This window comes from Roseibium hamelinense (genome assembly GCF_007830545.1).
Taxonomy (GTDB): Bacteria; Pseudomonadota; Alphaproteobacteria; order Rhizobiales; family Stappiaceae; genus Roseibium; species Roseibium hamelinense.
The window spans coordinates 270,997-292,633 of record NZ_VLLF01000002.1 but is presented as its reverse complement, the minus strand read 5'-3'; the positions used below and the strand labels follow the sequence as shown (position 1 = coordinate 292,633).

23 protein-coding genes and 1 tRNA gene are annotated in these 21,637 nt (G+C 56.2%); 11 read left to right on the top strand and 13 right to left on the bottom strand.

The genetic code is table 11. From position 1 onward, the window contains the following. Window position 1 precedes the first annotated feature (1 nt). The 3 genes from JM93_RS06140 to JM93_RS06130 all read right to left on the bottom strand — a co-directional run bounded on the left by JM93_RS06140 (window position 2) and on the right by JM93_RS06130 (window position 1,728). Window positions 2–742 carry a hypothetical protein gene (locus JM93_RS06140; protein WP_145341328.1) on the bottom strand — a complete coding sequence of 247 codons (741 nt, stop codon included), beginning with the start codon at window positions 740–742 and terminating at the stop codon, window positions 2–4. 64 nt (window positions 743–806) lie between these two features. Continuing rightward, on the bottom strand, window positions 807–1,037 hold the full coding sequence (locus JM93_RS06135) for a RebB family R body protein (RefSeq protein ID WP_145341326.1): 231 nt from the start codon (window positions 1,035–1,037) through the stop codon (window positions 807–809). An 82-nt stretch (window positions 1,038–1,119) separates the two neighbouring features. Further along, complete coding sequence (locus tag JM93_RS06130; RefSeq protein WP_145341324.1) at window positions 1,120–1,728, bottom strand: RNA polymerase sigma factor; 609 nt, start codon at window positions 1,726–1,728, stop codon at window positions 1,120–1,122. Window positions 1,729–2,290: 562 nt separating this feature from the next. Here JM93_RS06130 and JM93_RS06125 point away from each other — a divergent pair. Continuing rightward, entirely contained in the window at window positions 2,291–2,560 is a 270-nt protein-coding gene (locus tag JM93_RS06125) for a hypothetical protein (RefSeq protein WP_145341322.1), read from the top strand. A 431-nt stretch (window positions 2,561–2,991) separates the two neighbouring features. On the opposite strand, the gene JM93_RS06120 is transcribed toward JM93_RS06125, so the two are convergent. The 4 genes from JM93_RS06120 to JM93_RS06110 form a co-directional block, all read right to left on the bottom strand. Continuing rightward, a complete protein-coding gene (locus JM93_RS06120) occupies window positions 2,992–3,711 on the bottom strand; it encodes a hypothetical protein (RefSeq protein ID WP_208994970.1) in 720 nt (239 codons plus the stop codon). 209 nt (window positions 3,712–3,920) lie between these two features. Continuing rightward, window positions 3,921–3,996, bottom strand: a tRNA-Lys gene (locus tag JM93_RS06115). A gap of 103 nt (window positions 3,997–4,099) precedes the next feature. Next, window positions 4,100–4,513, bottom strand: a complete 414-nt coding sequence (locus JM93_RS22325) for a hypothetical protein (RefSeq protein WP_341873625.1) — start codon at window positions 4,511–4,513, stop codon at window positions 4,100–4,102. Between the two features lie 84 nt (window positions 4,514–4,597). Beyond that, on the bottom strand, window positions 4,598–5,887 hold the full coding sequence (locus JM93_RS06110) for a B12-binding domain-containing radical SAM protein (RefSeq protein ID WP_341873624.1): 1,290 nt from the start codon (window positions 5,885–5,887) through the stop codon (window positions 4,598–4,600). A gap of 616 nt (window positions 5,888–6,503) precedes the next feature. On the opposite strand from JM93_RS06110, the gene JM93_RS06105 reads away from it, so the two are divergent. Continuing rightward, window positions 6,504–8,279, top strand: coding sequence for an acetolactate synthase 3 large subunit (locus JM93_RS06105; RefSeq protein ID WP_145341320.1), 1,776 nt, complete (start codon window positions 6,504–6,506; stop codon window positions 8,277–8,279). A gap of 23 nt (window positions 8,280–8,302) precedes the next feature. Then, entirely contained in the window at window positions 8,303–8,875 is a 573-nt protein-coding gene (ilvN, locus tag JM93_RS06100) for an acetolactate synthase small subunit (RefSeq protein ID WP_145341318.1), read from the top strand. 78 nt (window positions 8,876–8,953) lie between these two features. On the opposite strand, the gene JM93_RS06095 is transcribed toward ilvN, so the two are convergent. Continuing rightward, on the bottom strand, window positions 8,954–9,670 hold the full coding sequence (locus JM93_RS06095) for an SDR family oxidoreductase (protein ID WP_145341316.1): 717 nt from the start codon (window positions 9,668–9,670) through the stop codon (window positions 8,954–8,956). Between the two features lie 167 nt (window positions 9,671–9,837). Here JM93_RS06095 and JM93_RS06090 point away from each other — a divergent pair, with 167 nt between their 5' ends. Next, the gene (locus JM93_RS06090; protein ID WP_145341314.1) at window positions 9,838–10,665 is read left to right on the top strand and encodes an arylamine N-acetyltransferase family protein; all 828 of its coding nucleotides are present in this window, start codon (window positions 9,838–9,840) and stop codon (window positions 10,663–10,665) included. A 17-nt stretch (window positions 10,666–10,682) separates the two neighbouring features. Here the strand turns inward: JM93_RS06090 and JM93_RS06085 are convergent, their stop codons facing one another. After that, window positions 10,683–11,579, bottom strand: a complete 897-nt coding sequence (locus JM93_RS06085) for a DUF5996 family protein (protein WP_145341312.1) — start codon at window positions 11,577–11,579, stop codon at window positions 10,683–10,685. 247 nt (window positions 11,580–11,826) lie between these two features. Here JM93_RS06085 and serA point away from each other — a divergent pair, with 247 nt between their 5' ends. The 3 genes from serA (at window position 11,827) to JM93_RS06070 (ending at window position 15,045) form a co-directional block, all read left to right on the top strand. Next, a complete protein-coding gene (gene serA, locus JM93_RS06080; RefSeq protein WP_145341310.1) occupies window positions 11,827–13,071 on the top strand; it encodes a phosphoglycerate dehydrogenase in 1,245 nt (414 codons plus the stop codon). Between the two features lie 334 nt (window positions 13,072–13,405). Next, entirely contained in the window at window positions 13,406–14,200 is a 795-nt protein-coding gene (locus JM93_RS06075; RefSeq protein WP_145341308.1) for a hypothetical protein, read from the top strand. A 413-nt stretch (window positions 14,201–14,613) separates the two neighbouring features. Then, the gene (locus JM93_RS06070; RefSeq protein WP_145341306.1) at window positions 14,614–15,045 is read left to right on the top strand and encodes a thiol-disulfide oxidoreductase DCC family protein; all 432 of its coding nucleotides are present in this window, start codon (window positions 14,614–14,616) and stop codon (window positions 15,043–15,045) included. 60 nt (window positions 15,046–15,105) lie between these two features. Here the strand turns inward: JM93_RS06070 and JM93_RS06065 are convergent, their stop codons facing one another. Continuing rightward, entirely contained in the window at window positions 15,106–15,732 is a 627-nt protein-coding gene (locus JM93_RS06065) for a DUF1826 domain-containing protein (protein WP_145341304.1), read from the bottom strand. Further along, entirely contained in the window at window positions 15,729–16,943 is a 1,215-nt protein-coding gene (locus JM93_RS06060; RefSeq protein WP_145341302.1) for a GTP-binding protein, read from the bottom strand. Before JM93_RS06060 ends, JM93_RS06065 begins: the two co-directional genes overlap by 4 nt. Window positions 16,944–17,180: 237 nt before the next feature. Here JM93_RS06060 and JM93_RS06055 point away from each other — a divergent pair, with 237 nt between their 5' ends. Together JM93_RS06055 and JM93_RS06050 are read left to right on the top strand one after the other, a co-directional pair. After that, window positions 17,181–17,930: a pyridoxine 5'-phosphate synthase gene (locus JM93_RS06055; protein WP_145341300.1), complete on the top strand. Its 750-nt coding sequence runs from the start codon at window positions 17,181–17,183 to the stop codon at window positions 17,928–17,930. 10 nt (window positions 17,931–17,940) lie between these two features. Beyond that, window positions 17,941–18,564, top strand: coding sequence for a LysE family translocator (locus tag JM93_RS06050; RefSeq protein WP_145341298.1), 624 nt, complete (start codon window positions 17,941–17,943; stop codon window positions 18,562–18,564). On the opposite strand, the gene JM93_RS22090 is transcribed toward JM93_RS06050, so the two are convergent. Together JM93_RS22090 and JM93_RS06040 are read right to left on the bottom strand one after the other, a co-directional pair. Beyond that, window positions 18,561–18,731, bottom strand: coding sequence for a hypothetical protein (locus JM93_RS22090; RefSeq protein ID WP_244300772.1), 171 nt, complete (start codon window positions 18,729–18,731; stop codon window positions 18,561–18,563). The two genes, JM93_RS06050 and JM93_RS22090, sit on opposite strands and share 4 nt — an antisense overlap. Window positions 18,732–18,945: 214 nt before the next feature. Then, a complete protein-coding gene (locus tag JM93_RS06040) occupies window positions 18,946–19,569 on the bottom strand; it encodes an MliC family protein (RefSeq protein WP_145341295.1) in 624 nt (207 codons plus the stop codon). A 218-nt stretch (window positions 19,570–19,787) separates the two neighbouring features. Between JM93_RS06040 and JM93_RS06035 the strand changes: the two genes are divergently transcribed. After that, window positions 19,788–20,438: a TetR/AcrR family transcriptional regulator C-terminal domain-containing protein gene (locus JM93_RS06035; RefSeq protein WP_145341293.1), complete on the top strand. Its 651-nt coding sequence runs from the start codon at window positions 19,788–19,790 to the stop codon at window positions 20,436–20,438. Window positions 20,439–20,484: 46 nt separating this feature from the next. After that, window positions 20,485–21,504, top strand: coding sequence for a ketol-acid reductoisomerase (gene ilvC / locus JM93_RS06030; protein WP_145341291.1), 1,020 nt, complete (start codon window positions 20,485–20,487; stop codon window positions 21,502–21,504). Window positions 21,505–21,637: the final 133 nt, after the last annotated feature.

The following is a 21,637-nucleotide window of genomic DNA, read 5'->3' as shown; positions in this document are numbered from 1 at the left end:
CTCAAGCCTCGGACGAATTGATGTCCTTGATGAATGTTTCTGTTTTTTGCCCTGCTGTGCTGGTCACAGTCCCGTACACACCAACGGCGGCGGTAACCATTTTCTGCACTTCGAGCAGCAGCGGCACTTCTTCAACGGCTTCGATGGGCCCTTCAGCCGCCTTTTTGATTGCTACCGCCTGTGCAGCCACAGCGATCTGCATTATCGCGTTCATGTAATTGGCTGCATCCTGAACGGCGAGGCCGGCAGTCTGGCCGGCCATGAGATTGGGCGGCGTAACCACCAGATCGGGTGCGTAGTTGGTGTTTTCGTAGTTCGAAAACTCCGCAGCCTGCACAACCTGTTGATTAAGCGCGGTTGTTTGTGGTTTGGCGTGACCACTCGCCGCGTTTTGGGAGCCTGAACCAGGTTTTGGCTTTTTGCCTAAAAGGTCAGAGCGCCCTGCACTTCCTTCCGGATCAGAATTTCCAGCGCCCTGATCGCTTTCTGAATTTGCCGTCCCGGCGGTTTTGGGCGTATCTCGCCGGGGTCTCAACCGTCCATTTGGATCCCGTGCAAGCCTCAGCTCGCCCTCATCACTATTTTGTTGCGCCGCTTCATCCGTGCTGCGCTGTTCTCCCGAAGCGTTGGTACCGGTTGGATCTGTGCTCCATGCGGCAGCGCCATGGTCTTTGCCATGCATACCGTCCTCCGAGCTTTTCATTTCCGGCTTTTTTCCGCCAAATAGACGACTGAGCCACATGTCAGCGCTCCCTTTCCGGGTGAATTAATAAACTACAACCGATCTCTCTAAAGATGGCGGAAAACTAACTCTTTTCCCCGATATCCATGATCAACTGGCAAGCCTTTGAAACGACCGCCGTTGTGATCTGGTTCATGGCCTGCTGGCTATGAACCGCGTTTTGAATGGACAGTCCCGACGCGTGACCCGCCACCTGATAGAGGCTTGCGATGGCCTGTGCCGGGGCTTCGGCCACCACCTTGACGTTGGTTTGGGTCACCGCATCGGTGATCTGGGCATTCACGACGTCGGCCATGGTCTCTTCCTATCTCGATCGTGATCTCATTCCGGAATGCGCCGGGGCACACAACTGGCCCAGCCATATTCCGATGGACGTCTCATCCAAAGGCTTGTGAAAGTCCGTATCCGGGACGCCAGGCACCCCCTTCCAGATCTTCCATTTCAGCCCGAAGATGTTCGCGCAAATGCTGAACCCGCTTGCGGGCAAGCGCCTCGGATATACGTAATTTGCGCGCAATCTCGCGGTAGCTGCATTCATCGCAAAACCGCATGTAAAAAACCTGCCGGAATTCCGCCGGCATGCGCTGCACGGCCTGAAGCACGCGCCGGAGCGCCTCTTGATGACGCAATTGCTGTTCCTGGTCGGGCTCGCTGTCCGACAGGCCGTGTGCGTGGTCTTCGTATACATCGGCCTTGAAGTCGCGCACCTGCCGTTCCGATGTTTGTTTGCGAATGCGGCTGATGTGCTCGTTCTTCATTGCAAACAGCAAAAAGGCCCGTGGTTCGCGTATTTCGGTTTGATGGCGTTCTACATGCGACACCGCCTTTATGAGCGTGGATGAAAGCAGATCCTCTGCCTCTTCACGGTTGCCGCGTGTCAGTCGCAAGGCACGCCTGCGCAGAACAAGCGCATCCTGAACCCAGCTCAACCAAATTCCCGCGCTGGCCGGTTGTATTCTGTCCTGCTCTGTCAAACCCTTCGACATTCTGCCTCCGCCTTAACCCTTTGACCCCGTTTTGTTCCCTCAACCCGCTAGACGAACACAATCCTGAGATGTGAATATTTTCTGCCGATTTTTTGAAAATTTTCCGCTTTTGGGCCAAATGTACAGCTCTACGCCCCCTGGAAGCCGTCGCCGACACAACCCAAAATACAACCATAACGAGATAATTCAAGGTGCAGCGCAATTTTCCCGCATTACGGGCATTTCCAGTTGTAGACGGTGCGTTGCCGATGTAATTCATCAATCAGAGCGATAATTGATGCTGAAAATACGCGGTGGTTGTATTTTCTGTGATCTCCTATAATAATTATCGGCGACCGACAGCGTTGCCGCAGGGGTTTCCAGCTCATTTCGCCTCGAGGTCAATCTACGATTTGGTGAATGTGATGGGCAAATAGCCGAAACACGGCGCCAGGCGGCATACGAAAGCCCGCCGCCACCATCCCGACCCAGGTCAGGGGCGACCGAAAGAAAATGGCGGAGAAGGTACGGGCAAAACAGGGCTTGAAAAAGCAATGGCACAAACAGGATCTTGAAGCGGACGATGGACAAGTATCACCATTTGGAGTTTTCCGGCAGGGAGCTGGAGTTTTTGGACCTCTTCAAGATCGCAGCACGGTATGACTGTTTGTATTTGCTGCAATTTTACTGCTTCGACATGTACGACCACGACAGGATCACAGCGCTTGATATCGAAGAACAGGCGGCCCTCGCGCGGGCGGCCCGTGGAGACATCTATGAAGAAGCTGTCTCCAAAGGATACGAACCGCCCGCCTGGACCCTGTTCGGAGGGGTGCATGACCGCGTTTGTTGAGCCTTTGAACATCGCCCGTGTCGAACGCGGCGAAGCTGGAGAGGAGGCACAATTCCTGTTCCGCACTTGGCGTGAAAACGGAGGGATAATTATGCCTTCGTCCCAAATGAACTATCTTTCTCCAAAGTTGATGCTGTTTGTACCGGATCAGTCGCAAAACGATGTTCCGAAGACAACGTTCGTTGGTCGACAAACAACCTTGCGGCGTTTTTTCCCCGAAGCGGCAGAGGCAGCTCACCCGACTAGATGCCTTCCAATCGACTACAGGCAAAGGCAAGCTTCCGGGTATTCTGCAGCTATTGCGGGTGAACCTTGGTACGATATCCAACGGACCGGCGATCTTCTTGGCCGCGGCGCACCAGACCTTACCCTTGAACGATTGATCCTTAAGTTTGGGACGTCAGCTGGATTTGAAAGGCTGTTCTGCCTAATCAGAGTGGTGACTGAGCATCAACGACGCGATCTATCAAATCCAGAACATCGTCAGCCGTGTTCGCAGCAACGATTAGGTTATCGTCTAGCAAAGCTGGACCGCCAGACGCCCAATTTAAGCCATGAGTGTAGGCGCGCGTGAAGCCACAATCACGCCAAAACCCATCTTTAAACTTCCAACTTTCCATCCAACCGTAGACGAAATGCGCGTCCCAGTCGTCAAGAACTTCGATTTGCGCCATTCGATTGAGCAGCCCGCCAATCTTTCTGCCTTGCCAATCCCGATGGACTTCTGTTCCACCTAGGTAGACTACATTTCCCGTGATGTTCTTGGCAAAACGCGGCTGGCGTGGCGAGAGCTTCACCGAAGCACCGTCAAGCGTGACATAGCATCGTTCCACATGCTTCGCCCAAAAATCCAAAAGCGTCATTGGTGGAGCCATCACATCAAAACGGGCACACACACGTCCAACCAACCGGTCATTTACATCAAACAATCCCAACCATGTTGCTTGGTGGTTTGTAAAACTTTGAAACCTCGGTGCGAAATTACCTTCCAACCCCTCGAGAGCGTTCTGTTTAGCCAATCGCTCTATTTCATCGAAATCGGAACCTCGCACAAGGTTAAGGCCAAGGTCTTGAAAGTGTCTGTCGATGATTGCCCAAGCACGTCTAAGTTGTGGCTTGTCGATATTAATATCTGAATACAGCATTGCCATCTTTGGTCTCCTGCATTTTACGGGAATACTCGTGTGGACGTTTCCCATGCAGGTGCGTGCCAAGTATTGCAAGTCAAGATTGAAATAAAGCGAACTAACCTAAATCAAAAGTTGAATTCCAAATTGTCTTTAAATGGCAAACACGGACGTGCATGCCGCTTTTGCGCGGCAGGAGCATACTAATTTTTGGCTGAAATGCTTGAAAGAATTGGTGGGTGCACAGGGATTCGAACCCGGGACCGTCTGATTAAGAGTCAGATGCTCTACCAACTGAGCTATACACCCAAGCGGTCTTGGCACTGTGACATAGCCAAGCCGGAGACCGTGCATATACGTCGCTTGATGAAGATCGGCAACACCCAATGTGACATTTTTTTAAAACCGGCTCTCAGGCTGACGCCGTCTCGGCGCCGCGTTTTCTTGCTCCAGCCGTGATCGCTTTGATTTTTCGAGCCTTTCCGACGGCCTCCATACCGCCACGGGTCTTCGTGAAAAGGTCCAGCGTTTCAAATTCTTTGCCGGCAGTTTGGCTTATTGCCGCGTCCTCATACGCGAACCGGTCCGGATTCTGCCAAATCCTGCGGGTGAGACGCTCGTACTGCCATCTGCGGAACCATAACCAGCCACCGATGGCGAAGGATACCGGCCAATGCTTCAAGTGGAACCAGACCGGATTCTCCTTCGCCAAACCTGGCCGGCGATCCTGCCGGTATTTGATCCTGAAAAAACCGCCATCGAGAGAATAGATGTCATAGAGCCGCGCCGCCTCGCCATAGAGCAAAAGACGGTTGGCGGTTGTCATCTTTTTATCGCTCCCCAACGCGGCTGCACGCTTCAACACCGTTGCACAGTGATCCCGCGTATAAAACCTCTGCCAGGCTTCGCGTTAGACCTTGTCGAGCTCCCCCGGCGCAAAGTTCGGGTGGTCAAACACAGAGTGCGTCAAATCATATTTGTTGAGATCCGGATCCAGGGTGTCTCCGCGCGCAACTGCGTTTTTATGGTCGACCGAGCCATGCAACGGGGTCAGGACCGAAAGCGAGAGGATATCGACGGCAAGCTCACGCTTGATGATATCGATGTCTTCAAGGATTGATTGCCGTGTATCATTCGGAAATCCGATGATGTACCCGGCCGTGATGACCACTGGGTGTTGCTTCCAGGCCAAAAACATGTCCCGGTAGTCCGTGATTTTGTTTTGACGTTTTTTGGATGCCGCCAGATTATCCGGATTGATGTTCTCCAGCCCGACAAACACCTGATCCACACCAGCACGCACGCATTTTTCGATAAAATTCGGGATCTTGTGGCACAAGGTGTCCACCTGAATGATCAGTGTGAAGTCGAAACCGGAATTTTCGCGCAAATCGATCAGTCTATCCAGAAAAGCCTCCCAGTTCCGGTTGCGCGCAAAATTGTCATCCGTGATGAAAAACTTGGTAATGCCTTTGGCCTCGTTGTCGCGAATGATCTGTTCCAGGTCTTCCGGAGAGCGAAAACGGCTGGTGCGTCCCTGCACATTGATGATGCAGCAAAATGTGCATTCGAACGGGCATCCGCGGCCAAGATCGAAACTGCTGTACCCCAAGGTCGACCGCTCGATCACCGCTTGATCGACCCGGGGGATGGGAGAACCTGGCAAATCAGGAAGGTCACGCACGAAATTATACGTGTCTTTCAACGTCCCGGAGTAAGCGTCTTTTAGAACAGGATCAAAACGGCCACCTTCGGCTTCGCCCAAAAACATGCTGATCCCGAGAGTTCGGGCCTCGACCATCTCTTCCGGCATCTCATTCAGCATTGTCATGCAGCCGGTAACGTGAAACCCACCAATGGACACGGGAATCTCAGCCTTCCGGAAGGGGCGGGCGAGATCCATAGCGCGCGGAAACTGGTTCGTTTGAACACCGACGAAACACACCAGCGCTTTGCTGCCTGCGGCCCTAATGTCTCGAATGATATCGGCCGGAATAATCCGCGTATTGCCCTCATCAAGACTGTGGATCTGCAGATCCACGTTGTCGCCAAGTATGTTCCGGTCGCGGCAATCCTCCGCAATACCATAAAGGCAAGCAAGGGAGTTGGCTGGAATGGTTGTCCGCAACCAATGGACCGGATACCCATTGTCGTCATACCGCGTCGGCCTGATCAGGTACAAACTGAAAACCTCCCGCATATGCCCCCCCCAGTCCATCCCGAAGAATTATACGTTTCAGCAAACACACCAAGACATGCCGCAACGAGACTTTCATCAGGTTACGTGGATTAAGCGTCTCCAACAACAGCCCGTATGCATGAAAAGTGACACTCCAATGCCTTCTCGACCGGTATCAGACGTCGCCCCCACCGCCGGAACACAGAACGTATGGGAGTGGCGGGACTTTGCTCAATTATACGCCATCCGCAATTTTCAAAAACGCCGAACGAATATCACGCAATATTTGCAATTAAACGCTTGACCGCCCCAGCCCCCCTGACTAGGGTGCATCGCATCACGAACCGGTCGGTACCGGACGTGTACGGACCAGTTGTTTGAGGAACCGGGCGACATGCCAATGTCTCTGATCCTAGTGGTAGGAAAGCGCACCGCCGGAACGGGTTAGCCCGTTCGGAACAGGCAGGTGCGCATGAAGGTCCCTCAGGGGCCTTTTTTTGTACCCCGCCCCTTCCGAAAGCTCCGAGCGACTTTCACCCGGCAAACTGCTGACCGTTTCGAAAGGACACGAGTTGAAAGCCAGACGTCTGAAAGCGGACATGACCCGCAAGACAGGGCAAATGCGAGGAAAGCGAGCATGACACGGGAAATGACCGGCGCAGAAATGGTAATCCATGCGCTGAAAGACCAGGGAGTTGACACTGTATTCGGCTATCCCGGCGGCGCCGTGCTTCCCATATATGACGAGATCATTCAACAAGACGGGCTCGAGCACATTCTGGTGCGTCATGAGCAGGGCGCGGGCCACGCAGCTGAGGGATATGCACGTTCCACCGGCAAGCCGGGTGTCGTTCTGGTCACATCGGGTCCCGGCGCGACTAACATGGTCACCGCGCTGACCGATGCCATGCTGGATTCCATCCCGCTTGTCTGCCTGACCGGCCAGGTTCCGACCCATTTGATCGGAAACGATGCGTTCCAAGAGTGCGACACGGTCGGCATTACGCGGCCCTGCACCAAGCACAATTGGCTTGTGCGGGATGTAGAGGACTTGCCGCGCATCCTCCACGAGGCTTTCTATGTCGCGACATCTGGCCGCCCAGGACCGGTCGTTGTCGACATACCGAAAGATGTTCAATTTGCCACCGGCACGTATCAGGGCCCCAACGCCAATCCGGGCGCCGGCCACAAGAGTTACCGGCCACAGGTCAAGGGCGATGCACAGGCCATCCGCATGGCCGCGGAAATGATCTCCAAGGCGAAAAAGCCGATCCTGTATACTGGCGGCGGCGTGATCAACTCCGGTCCTGAGGCCGCTCAGCTGTTGCGCGAATTGGTCAGCCTGACAGGCTTTCCGATCACCTCGACTTTGATGGGTCTTGGCGCCTACCCGGCCTCCGGCGACAATTGGCTCGGCATGTTGGGCATGCACGGAACCTATGAAGCCAACATGGCCATGCATGACTGCGACCTGATGATCAACATCGGAGCGCGCTTCGATGACCGCATCACGGGCCGCCTGGACGCTTTTGCACCCAACTCGGTCAAGATACACATCGACATCGATCCCTCTTCGGTCAACAAGACCGTCAAGGTCGATCTGCCGATCATCGGAGATGTCGGTCATGTTCTGGAGGATTTGGTCCGGATCTGGCGCACATCCTCCATGAAAACCAACGAAGCGGCACTGAAAGACTGGTGGGCGCAAATCGACGCCTGGCGTGCACGCAACTCGCTCGCCTACCGGCCAAACCAAGACGTTATCATGCCGCAATATGCCATACAGCGGCTTTATGAACTCACCAAGGACAAAAAGACCTTCATCTCAACCGAAGTCGGTCAACACCAAATGTGGGCCGCCCAATTTTATGGGTTCGAGGCGCCCAACCGCTGGCTGACCTCCGGCGGCCTTGGCACCATGGGGTATGGCCTGCCCGCGGCTATCGGCGCACAGGTCGCGCACCGGGACGCGCTTTGTATCGACATCGCAGGGGATGCCTCGATCCTCATGAACATTCAGGAAATGTCGACCGCCGTTCAGTATCAGCTTCCGGTCAAGGTCTTCATCTTGAACAACCAGTATATGGGCATGGTTCGTCAGTGGCAGCAGCTGCTGCACGGCAACCGGTTGTCGCATTCCTACACGGACAGCCTGCCGGACTTCGTCAAACTGGCCGAGGCCTATGGCGGCGTTGGTTTCCGGGTGGACAAACCGGCCGATCTCGACGGCGCGATCGAGGAAATGGTCGCCATCGACCGCCCTGTTCTGTTCGACTGCCGGGTCGCCAATCTGGCCAACTGCTTCCCGATGATCCCGTCCGGAAAGGCGCATAACGAAATGCTGCTGCCCGATGAGGCCAATGACGAAGCGGTCGCGAATGCCATCGGCTCCGCCGGCAAGGCACTTGTTTAAGGCGAAAGTGGAAAGACAAGACAATGAACGCACAAAATCTATCCGCTCCGTCCGCCTACTTTCTTGCTGACGTCAGCGACGAGAACGAAACTCATACCTTGTCGGTCATCGTCGACAACGAACCGGGCGTGCTGGCGCGCGTGATCGGTCTGTTTTCGGGGCGCGGCTATAACATCGACAGCCTGACAGTGTCGGAAACCGAGCATGAGCGGCACCTGTCGCGCATCACCATTGTGACCACCGGGACTCCGATGATCATCGAGCAGATCCGCCATCAGCTCGACCGGCTGGTTCCCGTTCACCGGGTGACGGACCTGACCGTTCAGGCGAAGCAGGCCAGCCAGGACAAGCCGCTGGAGCGCGAGCTGGCGCTTGTGAAGGTCGCGGGCACCGGAGAGAAACGTCTGGAGGCACTCCGTCTGGGCGATGCCTTCCGGGCAACGGTGATTGATGCCACCACCGAGCATTTCGTCTTCGAAATCACCGGACGGACCAACAAGGTCGAACAGTTCATCTCGATCATGAAACCGCTCGGGCTCGTCGAGGTGTCCCGCACCGGCGTCGCCGCCGTCCAGCGCGGACCGGAAGGCCTCTAAGGCCCGAAAGAAAAGACACAAGACGTAAATCAAACCCCGGGCCAATGACCCGGGGTTTTTTCTTGGGGCTTGACCGGGCTATTCGATCACCAACGTCGGCACCGCGACATTTGGCGGAAGATTGAGAATGAACAGGATCGCCTCGACCACCTCGCGGTTGCTGAGCGCATGCCGGGAGCCCGGCGGAACAGACCAGGCAGGATCGGCAGGCGATATGTCGTCGATGTAGCTGGGAAAGACGGACGTGACCCGGATACGGGTTTCGGCAAGTTCATCTGCCAATCCCTGAACCATCCCGGCTTGGGCCGACTTGGCCGCGCGGAACGGGGTGCCCCCGCCCGGCTGGCGGCGGTTTTGAAGACCGCTAGTGGAGACCACCGTGTGAATATCCGCGTCCGGACGCGCCTTCAGACCCGGCAGCACATGGCGTGTGAGGATCAGGGCCCCGATGGCAGCTGAGGCAATGCACGCCTCGATGCCGGCATCCGAAACATCGTCCAGCCTCTCATCAAGCCACATCGCGCCGTTGTGGATCAGACCGTCCAGATCGGGGTGACCGGCCGCAAGACGGGCTCCGGCGGCAGCGCTGCTCTCCCGGTCGGCAAGATCGCACAGCAGTGTGTCCACACCCCTTCCGGTCCTGTCGCGGATGATCGCGGCGGTTTCGCCCAAGGCCGCCTCACTGCGCCCCAAAAGCACGAGGTGGCTTCCGGCATCTGCCATGACGATTGCCAGCGCCGCCCCCAGACCCCGGCCGGCGCCAGTGATCGCGTATTTGCGTCCCGTAACTCTCATTTGTGTCCCGTCTCCCGAATAAACTCTGTGGTTTGTCTGGCTCGACGGGAGCCCGGTAGCAGCTCAAGTTAAGGTGAGGTCAAGCGTGTTTCAGTGCGCAAATCCCAAGCCCATTTCACCAAAAAATCGGCTGGGACCGTTCCTTGTTCAGGGATAGGCTCGCGCGCATGACCACAGACTTTGACCTTTCAGCCTACCTTGCCCGCGTCGGTCTTGAGCCTCAGACGACCGGCAGGCCACGTCTCGATCAGCTGCAGCAGGCACAGATCCGGACCATTCCGTTTGAAAACATCCTGCCGTTTCTGGGGCGCGTCCCGGAGACCGGCCCGGCCGATGTTTTTGCCAAGCTCGTCCCCGGCCGGTGCGGCGGCTTTTGCTTTGAGCTCAACACCCTGTTCGCCGAAGCCCTTACGGCGCTGGATTTTTCCTTCAGGCCGGTGATGGCCCGGGTGCGGATGGGGGCCGAACGCGGCGGTGCGCGAACCCATCTGGCCTTTGTTGTCGATCTGGATGGTGACGAATGGCTCGCCGACACCGGGTTCGGCGGTCAGGGACCGGCCCTCCCCTTGCGGCTTGCCGAAACCGGTGAGCAAACCGCCGGCGGGAAAACGTACCGGATCCACAAGGACGATGCGGAAGGCGAACAGGTGCTGGAGGTGCGGCTCGACGGCGACTGGTTCCCGCTTTATGGGTTCGACAGGGTGCCGGTGAAACCCGGCGATATTGAAGCGGCGACCTTTGTCTGCGCGCTGTCGCCCCGGCAGTCTTTCCGCAACACCCTGAAGGCATTCCGCCGCACCGAAACGGGAACGGTGAGCTTCCTTGACGGCCGCGCACGCTGGACCGGCAAGGGCGATGAACGCGAAGAAAAGCTCTGCTCCGCCCGGGAGCTCATTTCCTTCATGCATGAGGACATGGGGCTGGCCTACCCTGAAGAGAACTTGACCGCCGCATGGGACCGCCTGCAGGATCTTCACACCCAACAGGCAGGTTAGACAAGACGCACTGCCTCTCAGGCATGGGCGTGCACAAGATCCCCGGCCGGCCAATTGGCCTTGACGGCAGCCCCGTCATAGAGGCTGTCGAGGAACGCCAGAATGGCCGCCGACGGGTCCACAGCGTTCCGTGCGTCCTCATATTTCAAGATGGCCAGCGCTCCGCCGTTCTTTTCCGCCCAAAACGCATTGGCGGGCTGGAGCGGCACCTTGTTCATGCCGTCCGGTTCCGGATAGGCATAACCGTAGAAGGCGGCTTCCGGGAAGGTGTCGTCACCGGGCCAGAACCCCACCGAGATGACCTCGTGGGAATAGGCTTCCCGGTCGGACTGGCGGCCGCCCTCGAGCGGATGCGCGCGGCCGGAAAACCGGGTCACCACCAGATCGAACGAGTGCCAGTACAGCTGGACCGGGGTCTGTTTGCCGGCAAACCGGGTCCGGAAAATTTCGAAGACGCTGGAGATCCGACACAAAGCCCGCCAGAACCGGGAGACGGCTGCCGCGTCATAGGCCCGCGCCCTGGTATCCTCCGGAAACGGCGTGGTGGACTTGTTGTCATACGGCACCGGCACAATCTGAGCGAAGATCCCCATGTCGGACAGGCGCGAGAACAAGGCCTCGTAGAAAGCGGCAACGGTCAGGCCGGGCACGGAAAATTCCGACTGGTGGCCATCGTTGCGGGTGATGACGACCTTGTGGTCAAGCATGTCGTAGAGGATCTCAAAGCCGCTGTCGCCATAGGGTATCCGGCCGGTCGTGAGCCCGCGGACATGCGGATAAAGCGTTACATGCCACCAGTGATTCAGCTTCGGATGAACCTTCATCCGGATCTTGCCGATGATTTGCAGATATAGATGCAGCGTATCCTTGGTTTCGGACCACTCGGAAAAGGGCAATGGGGGCAAACTGATCATGAACGGTTGCTCCGAAAGAATGAACAAACGAGTGGCAAGGATGCGCTAGTACCCTCGGTGGCCAGCGTTACCAAGCATAACACAAGGCTGGAAGTCCACCTGTCAACGCACCCCACCCTAGACGCGACACAGCTTAGCGCGTATACGACGCGGGCGCGGATGGCGCCATCCGCAAATCCGTTTTGAACGAATCCGTTGATTGCCCCGCCCGCGATCCGGATCAACCCGACAAAAAGGCTTGTCCGCCATGATGCACGGTCTGTCCCGGCCGAAGAACCAGATCCGTTGGCTGCTGCTGGAAGGCATTTCCCCAACAGCTCAGGCAGTGCTGAAAAAAAGCGGCTATACCAATATTGAGGTGCTGCAGCACGCGCTTGAACAAGACGCGCTGATCGAAAAACTGCAAGGCGTCCAAATGCTGGGCATCCGCTCACGCACCCAGGTCACCAAGGAAGTCCTCGAGGCCGCCAAGGCCCTGGTCGCGGTTGGCTGCTTTTCCGTAGGCACCAATCAGGTTGATCTTGAAGCAACCCTGACCCGTGGCATTCCGGTTTTCAACGCACCGTTTTCAAACACGCGCTCGGTTGCTGAGCTGACGATTGCCGAAATCGTTATGCTGTTCCGCGGTGTCTTCACCAAGTCATCTGCGGCGCATGACGGCAAGTGGATGAAGACGGCTGCCGGGTCCCACGAGGTGCGCGGCAAGACGCTCGGCATTGTCGGCTACGGCAACATCGGTACGCAGCTGTCCAATCTTGCCGAAGCTATGGGGCTTCGCGTCATCTACTTCGACACGATCGACAAGCTGCAACATGGCAACGTGATGCCTGCCGAGAGCCTTAATGCCCTGCTGGAAGCCTCGGACGTCGTTTCTCTGCACGTGCCCGATACGCCGGAAACCCGGAACATGTTCGGCCGCGATCAGATTGCCAAAATGAAAAAGGGCGCGTTCCTGATCAACAACGCACGCGGCAAGGTCGTGGATATCGATGCTCTTGCTGATGCGTTGAGTTCAGGACATCTGGGCGGCGCGGCAATCGACGTGTTCCCGGTGGAGCCGAAGTCCAACAAGGATGAATTTCTTTCTCCGCTGCGTGGTCTCGACAACGTCATCCTGACCCCGCATGTCGGCGGTTCGACAGAAGAAGCTCAGGCCCGGATCGGCGAGGAAGTCTCCAAGCGGCTCGTGGAATATTCCGACGTCGGCTCGACGATCGGCGCGGTCTCCTTCCCGCAGGTTCAATTGCCGAAGGGCACGGAAGTCACTCGTTTCATCCAGGTGCATCACAACGCACCAGGCGCCATGCGGACGTTGAATGATCTCTTCACCCGGCACGACCTGAACATCTGCGCCCAGTATCTCCAGTCTTACCATGAGATCGGCTACGTGGTTCTGGACATCGACAGCCAGGTTGAGAATCCGGTGCAGATCCTGGAAGAAATCCGCGCCCTGCCCAACACCATCCGGGCACGGCTGCTCAACCGGGTGTGATGCGCCACACGAAAAGACAGCCATTCGCAACAAGGCACTTGGTCAAAGGGTGCCTTGTTTAGTATTTCGAGCCGAAACAATTCGAGACTGAAGCTTTCATTATACAAATAAATTTCATTGAAATAACTACGGATAAACACTCGCAAAGGACGCAATACTATTCTATAAGCAACTAAAAATACCCCGAAGAAGCTTTTGATAAACTATTTTATTAAAATCCCATTTTGGTAGACTGTAAAACTAAGCCACGAAAACTATAATCCCCTTAGGTTAGAGAGAAAATCACTGCAGCGAATGTGTATAAAACAGCGCGCAGCACCTCGGGGGCTAGGGTTTGACCACCATAGACGGCACAACATTCAGCACAATCGATACACCGACCGAGGCCAGTCAGACCCGCTATGTCTATTTTTACGTGCCAGCCCATTCCGACGACGATAGTGAACCGGACGCCAGCAGGCCACCAGGCGCATTCTTAAGGCTTGGAAACTACTCAGATTTGGAGCAAACCGCGTCAACCTGTCAAAACGACATGACCGGGTTCTACCCAGCCCAACACATCAGCGATGAAGGGGGCGACAATCTGACCAAGGCCGCTGGCGCTGCGGGTGCAAATGCCCGCGGGATCGCCCTTGCCTGTGACGGCAGGATCCTCATCAAGTCAGCCGAAAAAATCTACATACACGCCAACGAACAGGTTCACATTCACTCAAATGACAATATCAAGCTGGTTGCCGACAGCGGCGCGATCGACAACACCACAGGGGACAAATTCACTGTCAAGTCGCGCAAGAAAATCAGCATGAGATCCGGCGTCGGCACAAACGACAACTATACAAAGCCTTCAGAAAACACGTCCGGAGATAGGGGTATCGAGGTGATCGCCGATGAAGGCAAGTCAAACATCTTTATCGAGGGTAAGTCACTCTACCTAAAAGTAAACGGCACCTCGACATCCGACATTACCGAAAACAACTCCACGATTATGCGTGCTGACAATTTTGAAGATATCTGGGGTGACAATTTTACAATTTTCCGTGGAACGAATGTCGGTTTCTATTTCGGGGTTGGTTTCACATACTGCCAGCGCGTCCTTAAACATCTACACGGCGCTCGATATCGACATTAAACTTTTTGATGTCGGGCTTACGGCCTTTGAATTCACTGCAAACGGTAAGGAAATCAAGGCTTGGCTATCAAAAAACAAGATTGGCGCGGTTGAAACCGACACTGTAGCGACACGCGCCAGATCTGACGCAGTAAGCGTAAGAAGCACTGCGACTGAAGCCGAGTCCGGGGTCGTCACCGCTAGTATGGGCAGTGTGAAGTCACTGATTGCACTCTGGGAATCCAAGATAGCGTCGACCAGTCAAATCTGATTGCCAGTCCCTGCCGCGCCTATTGGCGATGAGGGAATACACGGAAAGCCTCAACCCCGTGTGTGCAGCGGATGGGCACGGCTGCTCAACCGGGTGTGACCGGAGGCCCCATGGATAGGTCCGTTATTTTCACCTCAAGATTGCATGTAGCAAGGATCAAAACATGCAATCCAACCAAACCACATTTTCCGAAGATGGCATTCCGGAGGGAAACCTCATCGTGTTCGATGGGGTTTGCATTCTTTGCTCGGGTTTCGCCAGGTTCATGGCCAAGCGGGATAAGCATGCCGGCTTCCGTTTTGTCGATGCGCAAAGTCCGCTCGGCAGATCGATTTACCGGCACTACAAGCTGGATCCGGACGCGATGGAAACGAATATCGTGATCCAGAACGGCAAGGCGTTCGTGAAAATGTCCGCCTTCACGGCCGCTATGAAAAGCCTTGGCTGGCCTTGGAAGGCCCTCACCGCTTTGGACCACCTGCCCACCGCCTTCAGCGATTGGATGTATGATCGAATTGCCCGAAACCGGTATCGTTTCGGCCGCAGAAGCTGCTCTTTACCCTCACACGAGTTGAAAAAGCGGCTTATCGAGTAAGCTTCAACCAATCTAAGGTCCATGGTTTGGCCCAAAGCGCGACCTCGTTCGACCGAAACGCTAGTCTGCCGGATCAATCACCAGAAGCAGCCGCGCACCATCTTTGGGATCGACACTCGGCGAACGGTGCAACAAGCCTGTCTGCTCACCGCCTTGCGAGGCCGCCCCGCGAAAGAGAGCAGCAGCGCCGCGCGGAACCGATCGGATGCGCTTGGGGTCCGCTTCAAAGCCAAGCGGAACATACTGCGTCCCCGCCCCGCGATAGGTGCACAAAAGGCGTGCCTGCACATTGTCCTGATGAAACTTGGGGCACATCACATCGCTCGCCACATCCAGACGGATACGGACCCGCCGGGTGTTGAGAGCTTTCGCGAGCATCAGGGCCAGCGCCGCGATGTCGCCCGTAAGCATATCAAGCTCTGGACCCGCCGGAATTTTCGCCTGATCGCAGGCTGCAATTGCGGCCGCTTCAGCCAAATGAACGGGAACAACAGTTCGAATTTCCGGTAGGCATGCTTCCGGGATGTTGTCGATCCACCGCTCAAAATCGTCGTCACACCGCCGTGTCCAGATTGCAGCGGCGACGCCGGGAGACCAGATATCATATAAGATATCCGCATCACGGCCTGTTAAAACGTCGCGGGCCAGGATCTTGTTTGAGATCGAAGATGTGGGCTGAGCGATCACGCAGCAACCCTCCCCTGACGCCAAACGGGGAATGGATCTGGCAAGTCGGCAAACGCGCCAAGACTATCCCCGGCAGCTGCGGAAATCAGGCAAGCATCCAACCGCGCTGTTAGGTCCGCCCAGTCGATCCCAGCGCCAATGAACACGATTTCCTGGCGCCGGTCTCCGAACGGCTCGGCCCAGTTTGACCGGGCATAGGCGCGCGCACGTTCATCCTGCGGCCAGCGATGTTCTGGCACCGAGGCCCACCAGGTTCCGATGGGACTGACGCTCGACAACGCGCCGGCAAGCGAGAACTCGGCCACGAAATCCGGCCGGGTGGCAAGCCAGAAATGCCCCTTGGCCCGGATGACACCCGGGAGCGGACCGTTCAGCACAACATGGATTTTTTGCGGATCAAAAGGACGCCGTGCTCGGTAGACAAAGGACGCCACGCCGTATTCTTCAGTCTCCGGTACGTGATCAGCAAATCCATAAAGTTCTTTCGCCCACATGGGATGCTCGTGCGCTTTATGAAAATCGAACAGACCGGTGTTGAGGATCTCGGAAGGTGCGATTTGCGAATAGTCGGTTTCCAGAATTTTCGCATCCGCATTGAGGCTGCGGATGATTTTCCGAGCGGCATCCACCTGGCCCGCGTCCGCAGCACTCACCTTGTTGAGCACTACAACATCGGCGAACTCGATCTGGTCGGTCAGCAGATGAACCAGTGTTCGCTCATCCTCTTCACCGAGCGTTTCTCCGCGATCCTTCAGAAAATCATGGCTCGAAAAATCATTGAGCAGGTTCACCGCATCAACGACCGTCACCATGGTGTCGAGGCAGGCAACATCAGACAGACTTTGGCCGTCTTCGTCGCAAAATTCGAAGGTGGCGGCAACCGGAAGGGGTTCAGAAATGCCAGTGGATTCAATTAGAAGGTAGTCGAACTTGCCCGCTTCCGACAATCGTCGCACTTCATTCAAAAGGTCATCTCTCAATGTGCAGCAGATGCAGCCATTCGACATCTCAACCAAGGTTTCATCGGTCTGGCTAAGCTCTGCGCCTCCCGCCCGGACAAGATCTGCATCGATGTTAACCTCGGACATGTCATTGACGATGACCGCGACCTTAAGACCTTCGCGATTGTTCAAAACGCGGTTGAGAAGTGTTGTTTTTCCAGCACCCAAAAAGCCTGACAGCACGGTAACGGGAAGGCGGGAAGTGGACATGGCGGCCTCATTTGTAATGTTATTACGTTACATATTTATTCTGTTTTGGCCTTTCAGTGCAACACCATTCTAGCCTTGTTGAAAAAGCGGTCTGCGTGGACACTCACTGCCAAAAGCAAAACATTGTCCCTAGCGACAATTTCCCGTTTGACTTCAATGCTATTTGGCACAATTTTCAGCGAGCGGCAGCACATTGCCGTCCCTTCCTGGCTTCAAATCAAGCTTCTGGTGTATGCCATGACCGCCGTTTCGCGCCTATCTGTGAATGTTAATGCCGTTGCTGTGCTTCGCAACCGACGGGATTTGCCGTGGCCGAGTGTAACGGATCTGGCTGCCATCGCTTTGGAAGCCGGTGCAAAGGGAATTACCGTGCACCCGAGACCCGACGAACGGCACATCCGGAAGACAGACGTCCATGACCTGTCAGAGCTGATCGGAGACCGGTTCCCGAACAAGGAACTGTGCCTTGAGGGCTACCCTTCGGCCGATTTTCTGGACCTCGTCGACCAAGCCCGGCCAGATCAGGTGCTGTTTGTCCCGGATGATCCTAATCAGTCGACATCCGACCACGGCTGGCAATTCGACCAGGACACGTCCTTGCTCGAACACGCTATTGCCAAAGCAAAAGACTGGGCGGTGACGGTCTCATTGTTTTGTGATCCCGACCCATCCGCACCGGATCATGCCGTCCGGCTGGGCGCCGAACGCATTGAGATTTACACTGGCCCATATGGTGCCTGCTTCGACGATCCTGCCAGGGCAGAAAAAGAGCTTGCCAAGGTCGTCGCCACCGCCGAGGCTGCTCGCGCTGCCGGTCTGGGGGTGAATGCGGGGCATGATCTGACGGTGGCAAACATTCCGGCATTGATCGTAAGTGCACCCTTCATTCGAGAAATGTCAATCGGCCATGGCTTTACGGCCGATGCGCTGATCCATGGTTTTGCAGGAAGCGTTGTCCGCTTTCGCAGGGCTCTGGGAGAAATTTAGGTCGACTAAAATGCCTTTGGAAACCTGGCTGCTATTCATCCTGGTTGCGCTTGTCCCCGCAATCAGCCCCGGCCCAGCTGTGCTGCTGGCCATAAGCAACACTTTGAGGTTCGGCCGCAATGCCACGCTTGCCTCGGCAACCGGCAATGCGATTGGACTGATTGTTCTCGGATTCGCCGTTGCCTTCGGATTTGGCGCCATCATGGCGACATCCGCCCTCGCCTTTACGGTGCTGAAATTTGCCGGGGCCGCCTATCTGATTTATCTCGGCACCAAGGTTTGGCGCGACAAAACAGGCTTCAATACACTGGACGGCGCTTTGTGCACCCGGAAGAGCCACAGCGCGCTCTTCATCCAGGCTTTGGCAGTGTCGGTCACCAATCCGAAGGCAATACTGGTGATTTCGGCCTTGTTTCCGCAATTCATGTCGAAATCCGGCATACAGATCGATCAGGTGGTTATCCTGTCGCTGACCTATGCCGCGCTATGCTGGCTCAATCACGCAGCAATCGCGGTTGCTGGGAACCACCTGCGCCGGTTCATCATATCACCGAAACGCATGCGCCTTGCGCGCCGTATCACAGGCGGCCTGTTTGTTGGATTCGGCGCAGCCATGGCCGCGGCCAGCCGCTAGGCGATGCCGGTTGTGCGATAATCAGTTGCATGCTGGCGCCAGTGCGCAAGCGCCGTTTCCCAATCCGGTATTTCGGCGGTTTCATAACCGCAGGTATTTCCTGCCCCGATGTTATCTGCTTGCCGGATCGCTTTCCGATGTGCCCCTCGGTACAAAAAGCGCTTCATGGCTGTCTCGCTGTTCCAAACAGTCAATGTGTGCTGCACATCATCAACCGAGCGCGCATCGGCAAAGAGATTCCCGTCGGCTGATCTGGCCTGAGCCATTCACGCAAAAGCGTACAGCCAAAATCGGGGGGTGTGGAGCCAGCTATACAGCCGCAGCCCTGTGATGGAGACGTAAACCCTAGACATGACGTATTGGCATGGTGGCCTGTGTAGGTTACTTGCGCACCTCGCATGTGAACTCGGCTTCCTGCGGCCATGTCACCATTGCCTCATCGCCCTTGACCCAGAAAACAAGGCCGAAATTGCCGAGATACCGGGCTCCTGAGCCGGAAACAGCCTGCACCGCAGCTTCCACCGTATCTCCCCGCTCCAGACGCACAGACGCCGGTGTTGACGGATAGAAACTCGCAACGATTTCGTCGGCAGGGTTTCCATTGCACGTGTAGAAAACCGGCTCGACATCCGGGATAAGCATGTAGCGGGCCGTGAGCATTCCAATCCGGCGTTCATAGGCCTCTTTGATACAAGCCTGTTCATCGGACGCTTTCCAGCACTCGTCACGGCCCTTCACCCAACCACGCTGGGTTGCCTTCAACCTATTCAGCGCCTGTGTGGCATCAGCCGCTTGTCCCAGCGCAGAAACCGCCTTGGCGTAGGTCCCGGCGAGCTTTTGATCGAGTTCGGCGAGATCGCTGTTGGAACAAACGAGTTTTTCCGCAGAACTCTCGGCAAGCGCACAATCAAAAGAGGGTGCTTCCGCCGCAACGGGCGCATATGCGGAGAGAGTGACTGCACCAAAAAATGCCAAGACACCCCATAGACTATGTGTATCTGCCATCCTGCTTCTCCATCAATCAACCCATCCGGCCCCAGGCCGACAAAGCACAAATGGCCATGCCCGGCAAGAATACGGCCCATCTAATGGACCGCACAGGCCAATTCAGCCTGTTTTAAAATTCGATACGAAAATGGCTTGACCGTCGGCAGCAAAAACACGATAACCAACACGAACCGTACGGTACGGTTCTTTTGATTTCCGGTTCCCACCACGTTGCCATGACCAGTTCCGCATTCGACATTTCCACATCCGCCCCGGACGCCGCGCCGGAGTTCACTCCCCGCCAGGAAGCTGTGCTCGCGCATGCACTTACCCTGTTGGTGGAAGGCGGTGAAAAGGCACTGACAACGGCCGGCCTTGCGCGCACAGCAAACTGCTCCAAGGAAAGCCTCTACAAGTGGTTTGGAGATCGGGACGGCCTATTGGCCGCGGTTGTCGCCTTTCAGGCGAGCAAGGTTCATTTTCCATCGGAAGCCGGAGCAACCGCCGACGCGCAGACATTCCGGCGGCACGTCACAGCCTTTGTGAAAGAGCTGCTAACCGTTTTGTTCGGCGAATCCTCCTTGGCACTTAATCGATTGTCGATTTCCAATTCGACGCGTGAGGAAAACCGGTTGGGAAATCTGCTGCTGGTGCGCGGCAAACACATGATCAGCGCCCGCGCCAGGTCGCTGTTGGAAGCCGGCCGCCACAAGGGCCTTTTGAAATTTGACGACCCGGAAGAGGCCTACCAGATCCTCTACGGGCTCGCCGTACGAGACATCCACATCCGTCTGCTCTTGGGCGATACGGCAAGCGCCGCCGAGCGCGACCTCGATGCCCAGGCTGCAACGGCCGTGGATCAATTTTACCGGCTGTACGGCGCTTAGGTGCCGCGCCGCCGGATGAACAAACAACGGGAGAAAGGACAACCCCATGCGTGTTTATTATGACCGTGATGCCGATCTGAATCTGATCAAATCCAAAAAAGTCGCCATTATCGGTTACGGTTCTCAGGGTCGTGCCCATGCAATGAACCTGAAAGACAGCGGTCAGAGCGAAATTGTTGTCGCTCTGCGTGCAGGCTCAACAACGGCTCTGAAGGCCGAAGCCGACGGTTTTAAGGTCATGACGGTTGCTGAAGCAGCTGCATGGGCGGATTTGATGATGATGGCAACTCCAGACGAGTTGCAGGCCGACATCTACAAGGACCACATCGCTGACAACATCCGGGATGGCGCAGCCATCGCGTTTGCCCACGGCCTCAACGTGCATTTCGGCCTGATCGAACCCAAAGACACCGTCGATGTTCTAATGGTCGCGCCGAAGGGTCCGGGCCACACGGTGCGCGGCGAATACCAAAAAGGCGGCGGCGTTCCGTGCCTGGTGGCCGTCCATCACGATGCATCCGGCAACGCACTGGACCTTGGCCTGTCCTATGCCTGCGGCGTTGGCGGCGGCCGGTCCGGCATCATCGAGACCACCTTCAAGGAAGAGTGTGAAACCGATCTCTTCGGGGAACAGGCTGTATTGTGCGGCGGCCTGGTCGAGCTGATCCGTGCCGGGTTCGAAACCCTCGTTGAAGCCGGCTATGCCCCGGAAATGGCCTATTTCGAGTGCCTGCACGAAGTGAAGCTGATCGTCGACCTAATTTACGAAGGCGGCATCGCAAACATGAACTACTCGATCTCCAACACGGCAGAGTGGGGTGAGTATGTCACCGGTCCGCGCATCGTGACCGAAGAAACCAAGGCCGAGATGAAGCGCGTTCTGACCGACATTCAGACCGGCAAGTTCACCTCCGACTGGATGCAGGAGTACCGGGCCGGCGCTGCGAAGTTCAAAGCGACCCGTCGCCTGAACGACGCGCACCAGATCGAGGAAGTTGGTGAGAAACTCCGTGGCATGATGCCCTGGATCAAGTCCAACGCCCTCGTCGACAAGACCAAGAACTAACGCAGACCCTCCCGGGTTCGTCCAAGACATCAAAGCCCGCCCTCAGGCGGGCTTTGTTCATTTTGGCCTGTTTGGAAGACCGATGATCCCGACGGGTAACAAACGCCTATTGTCCACGCGAGTTTGCACCTTT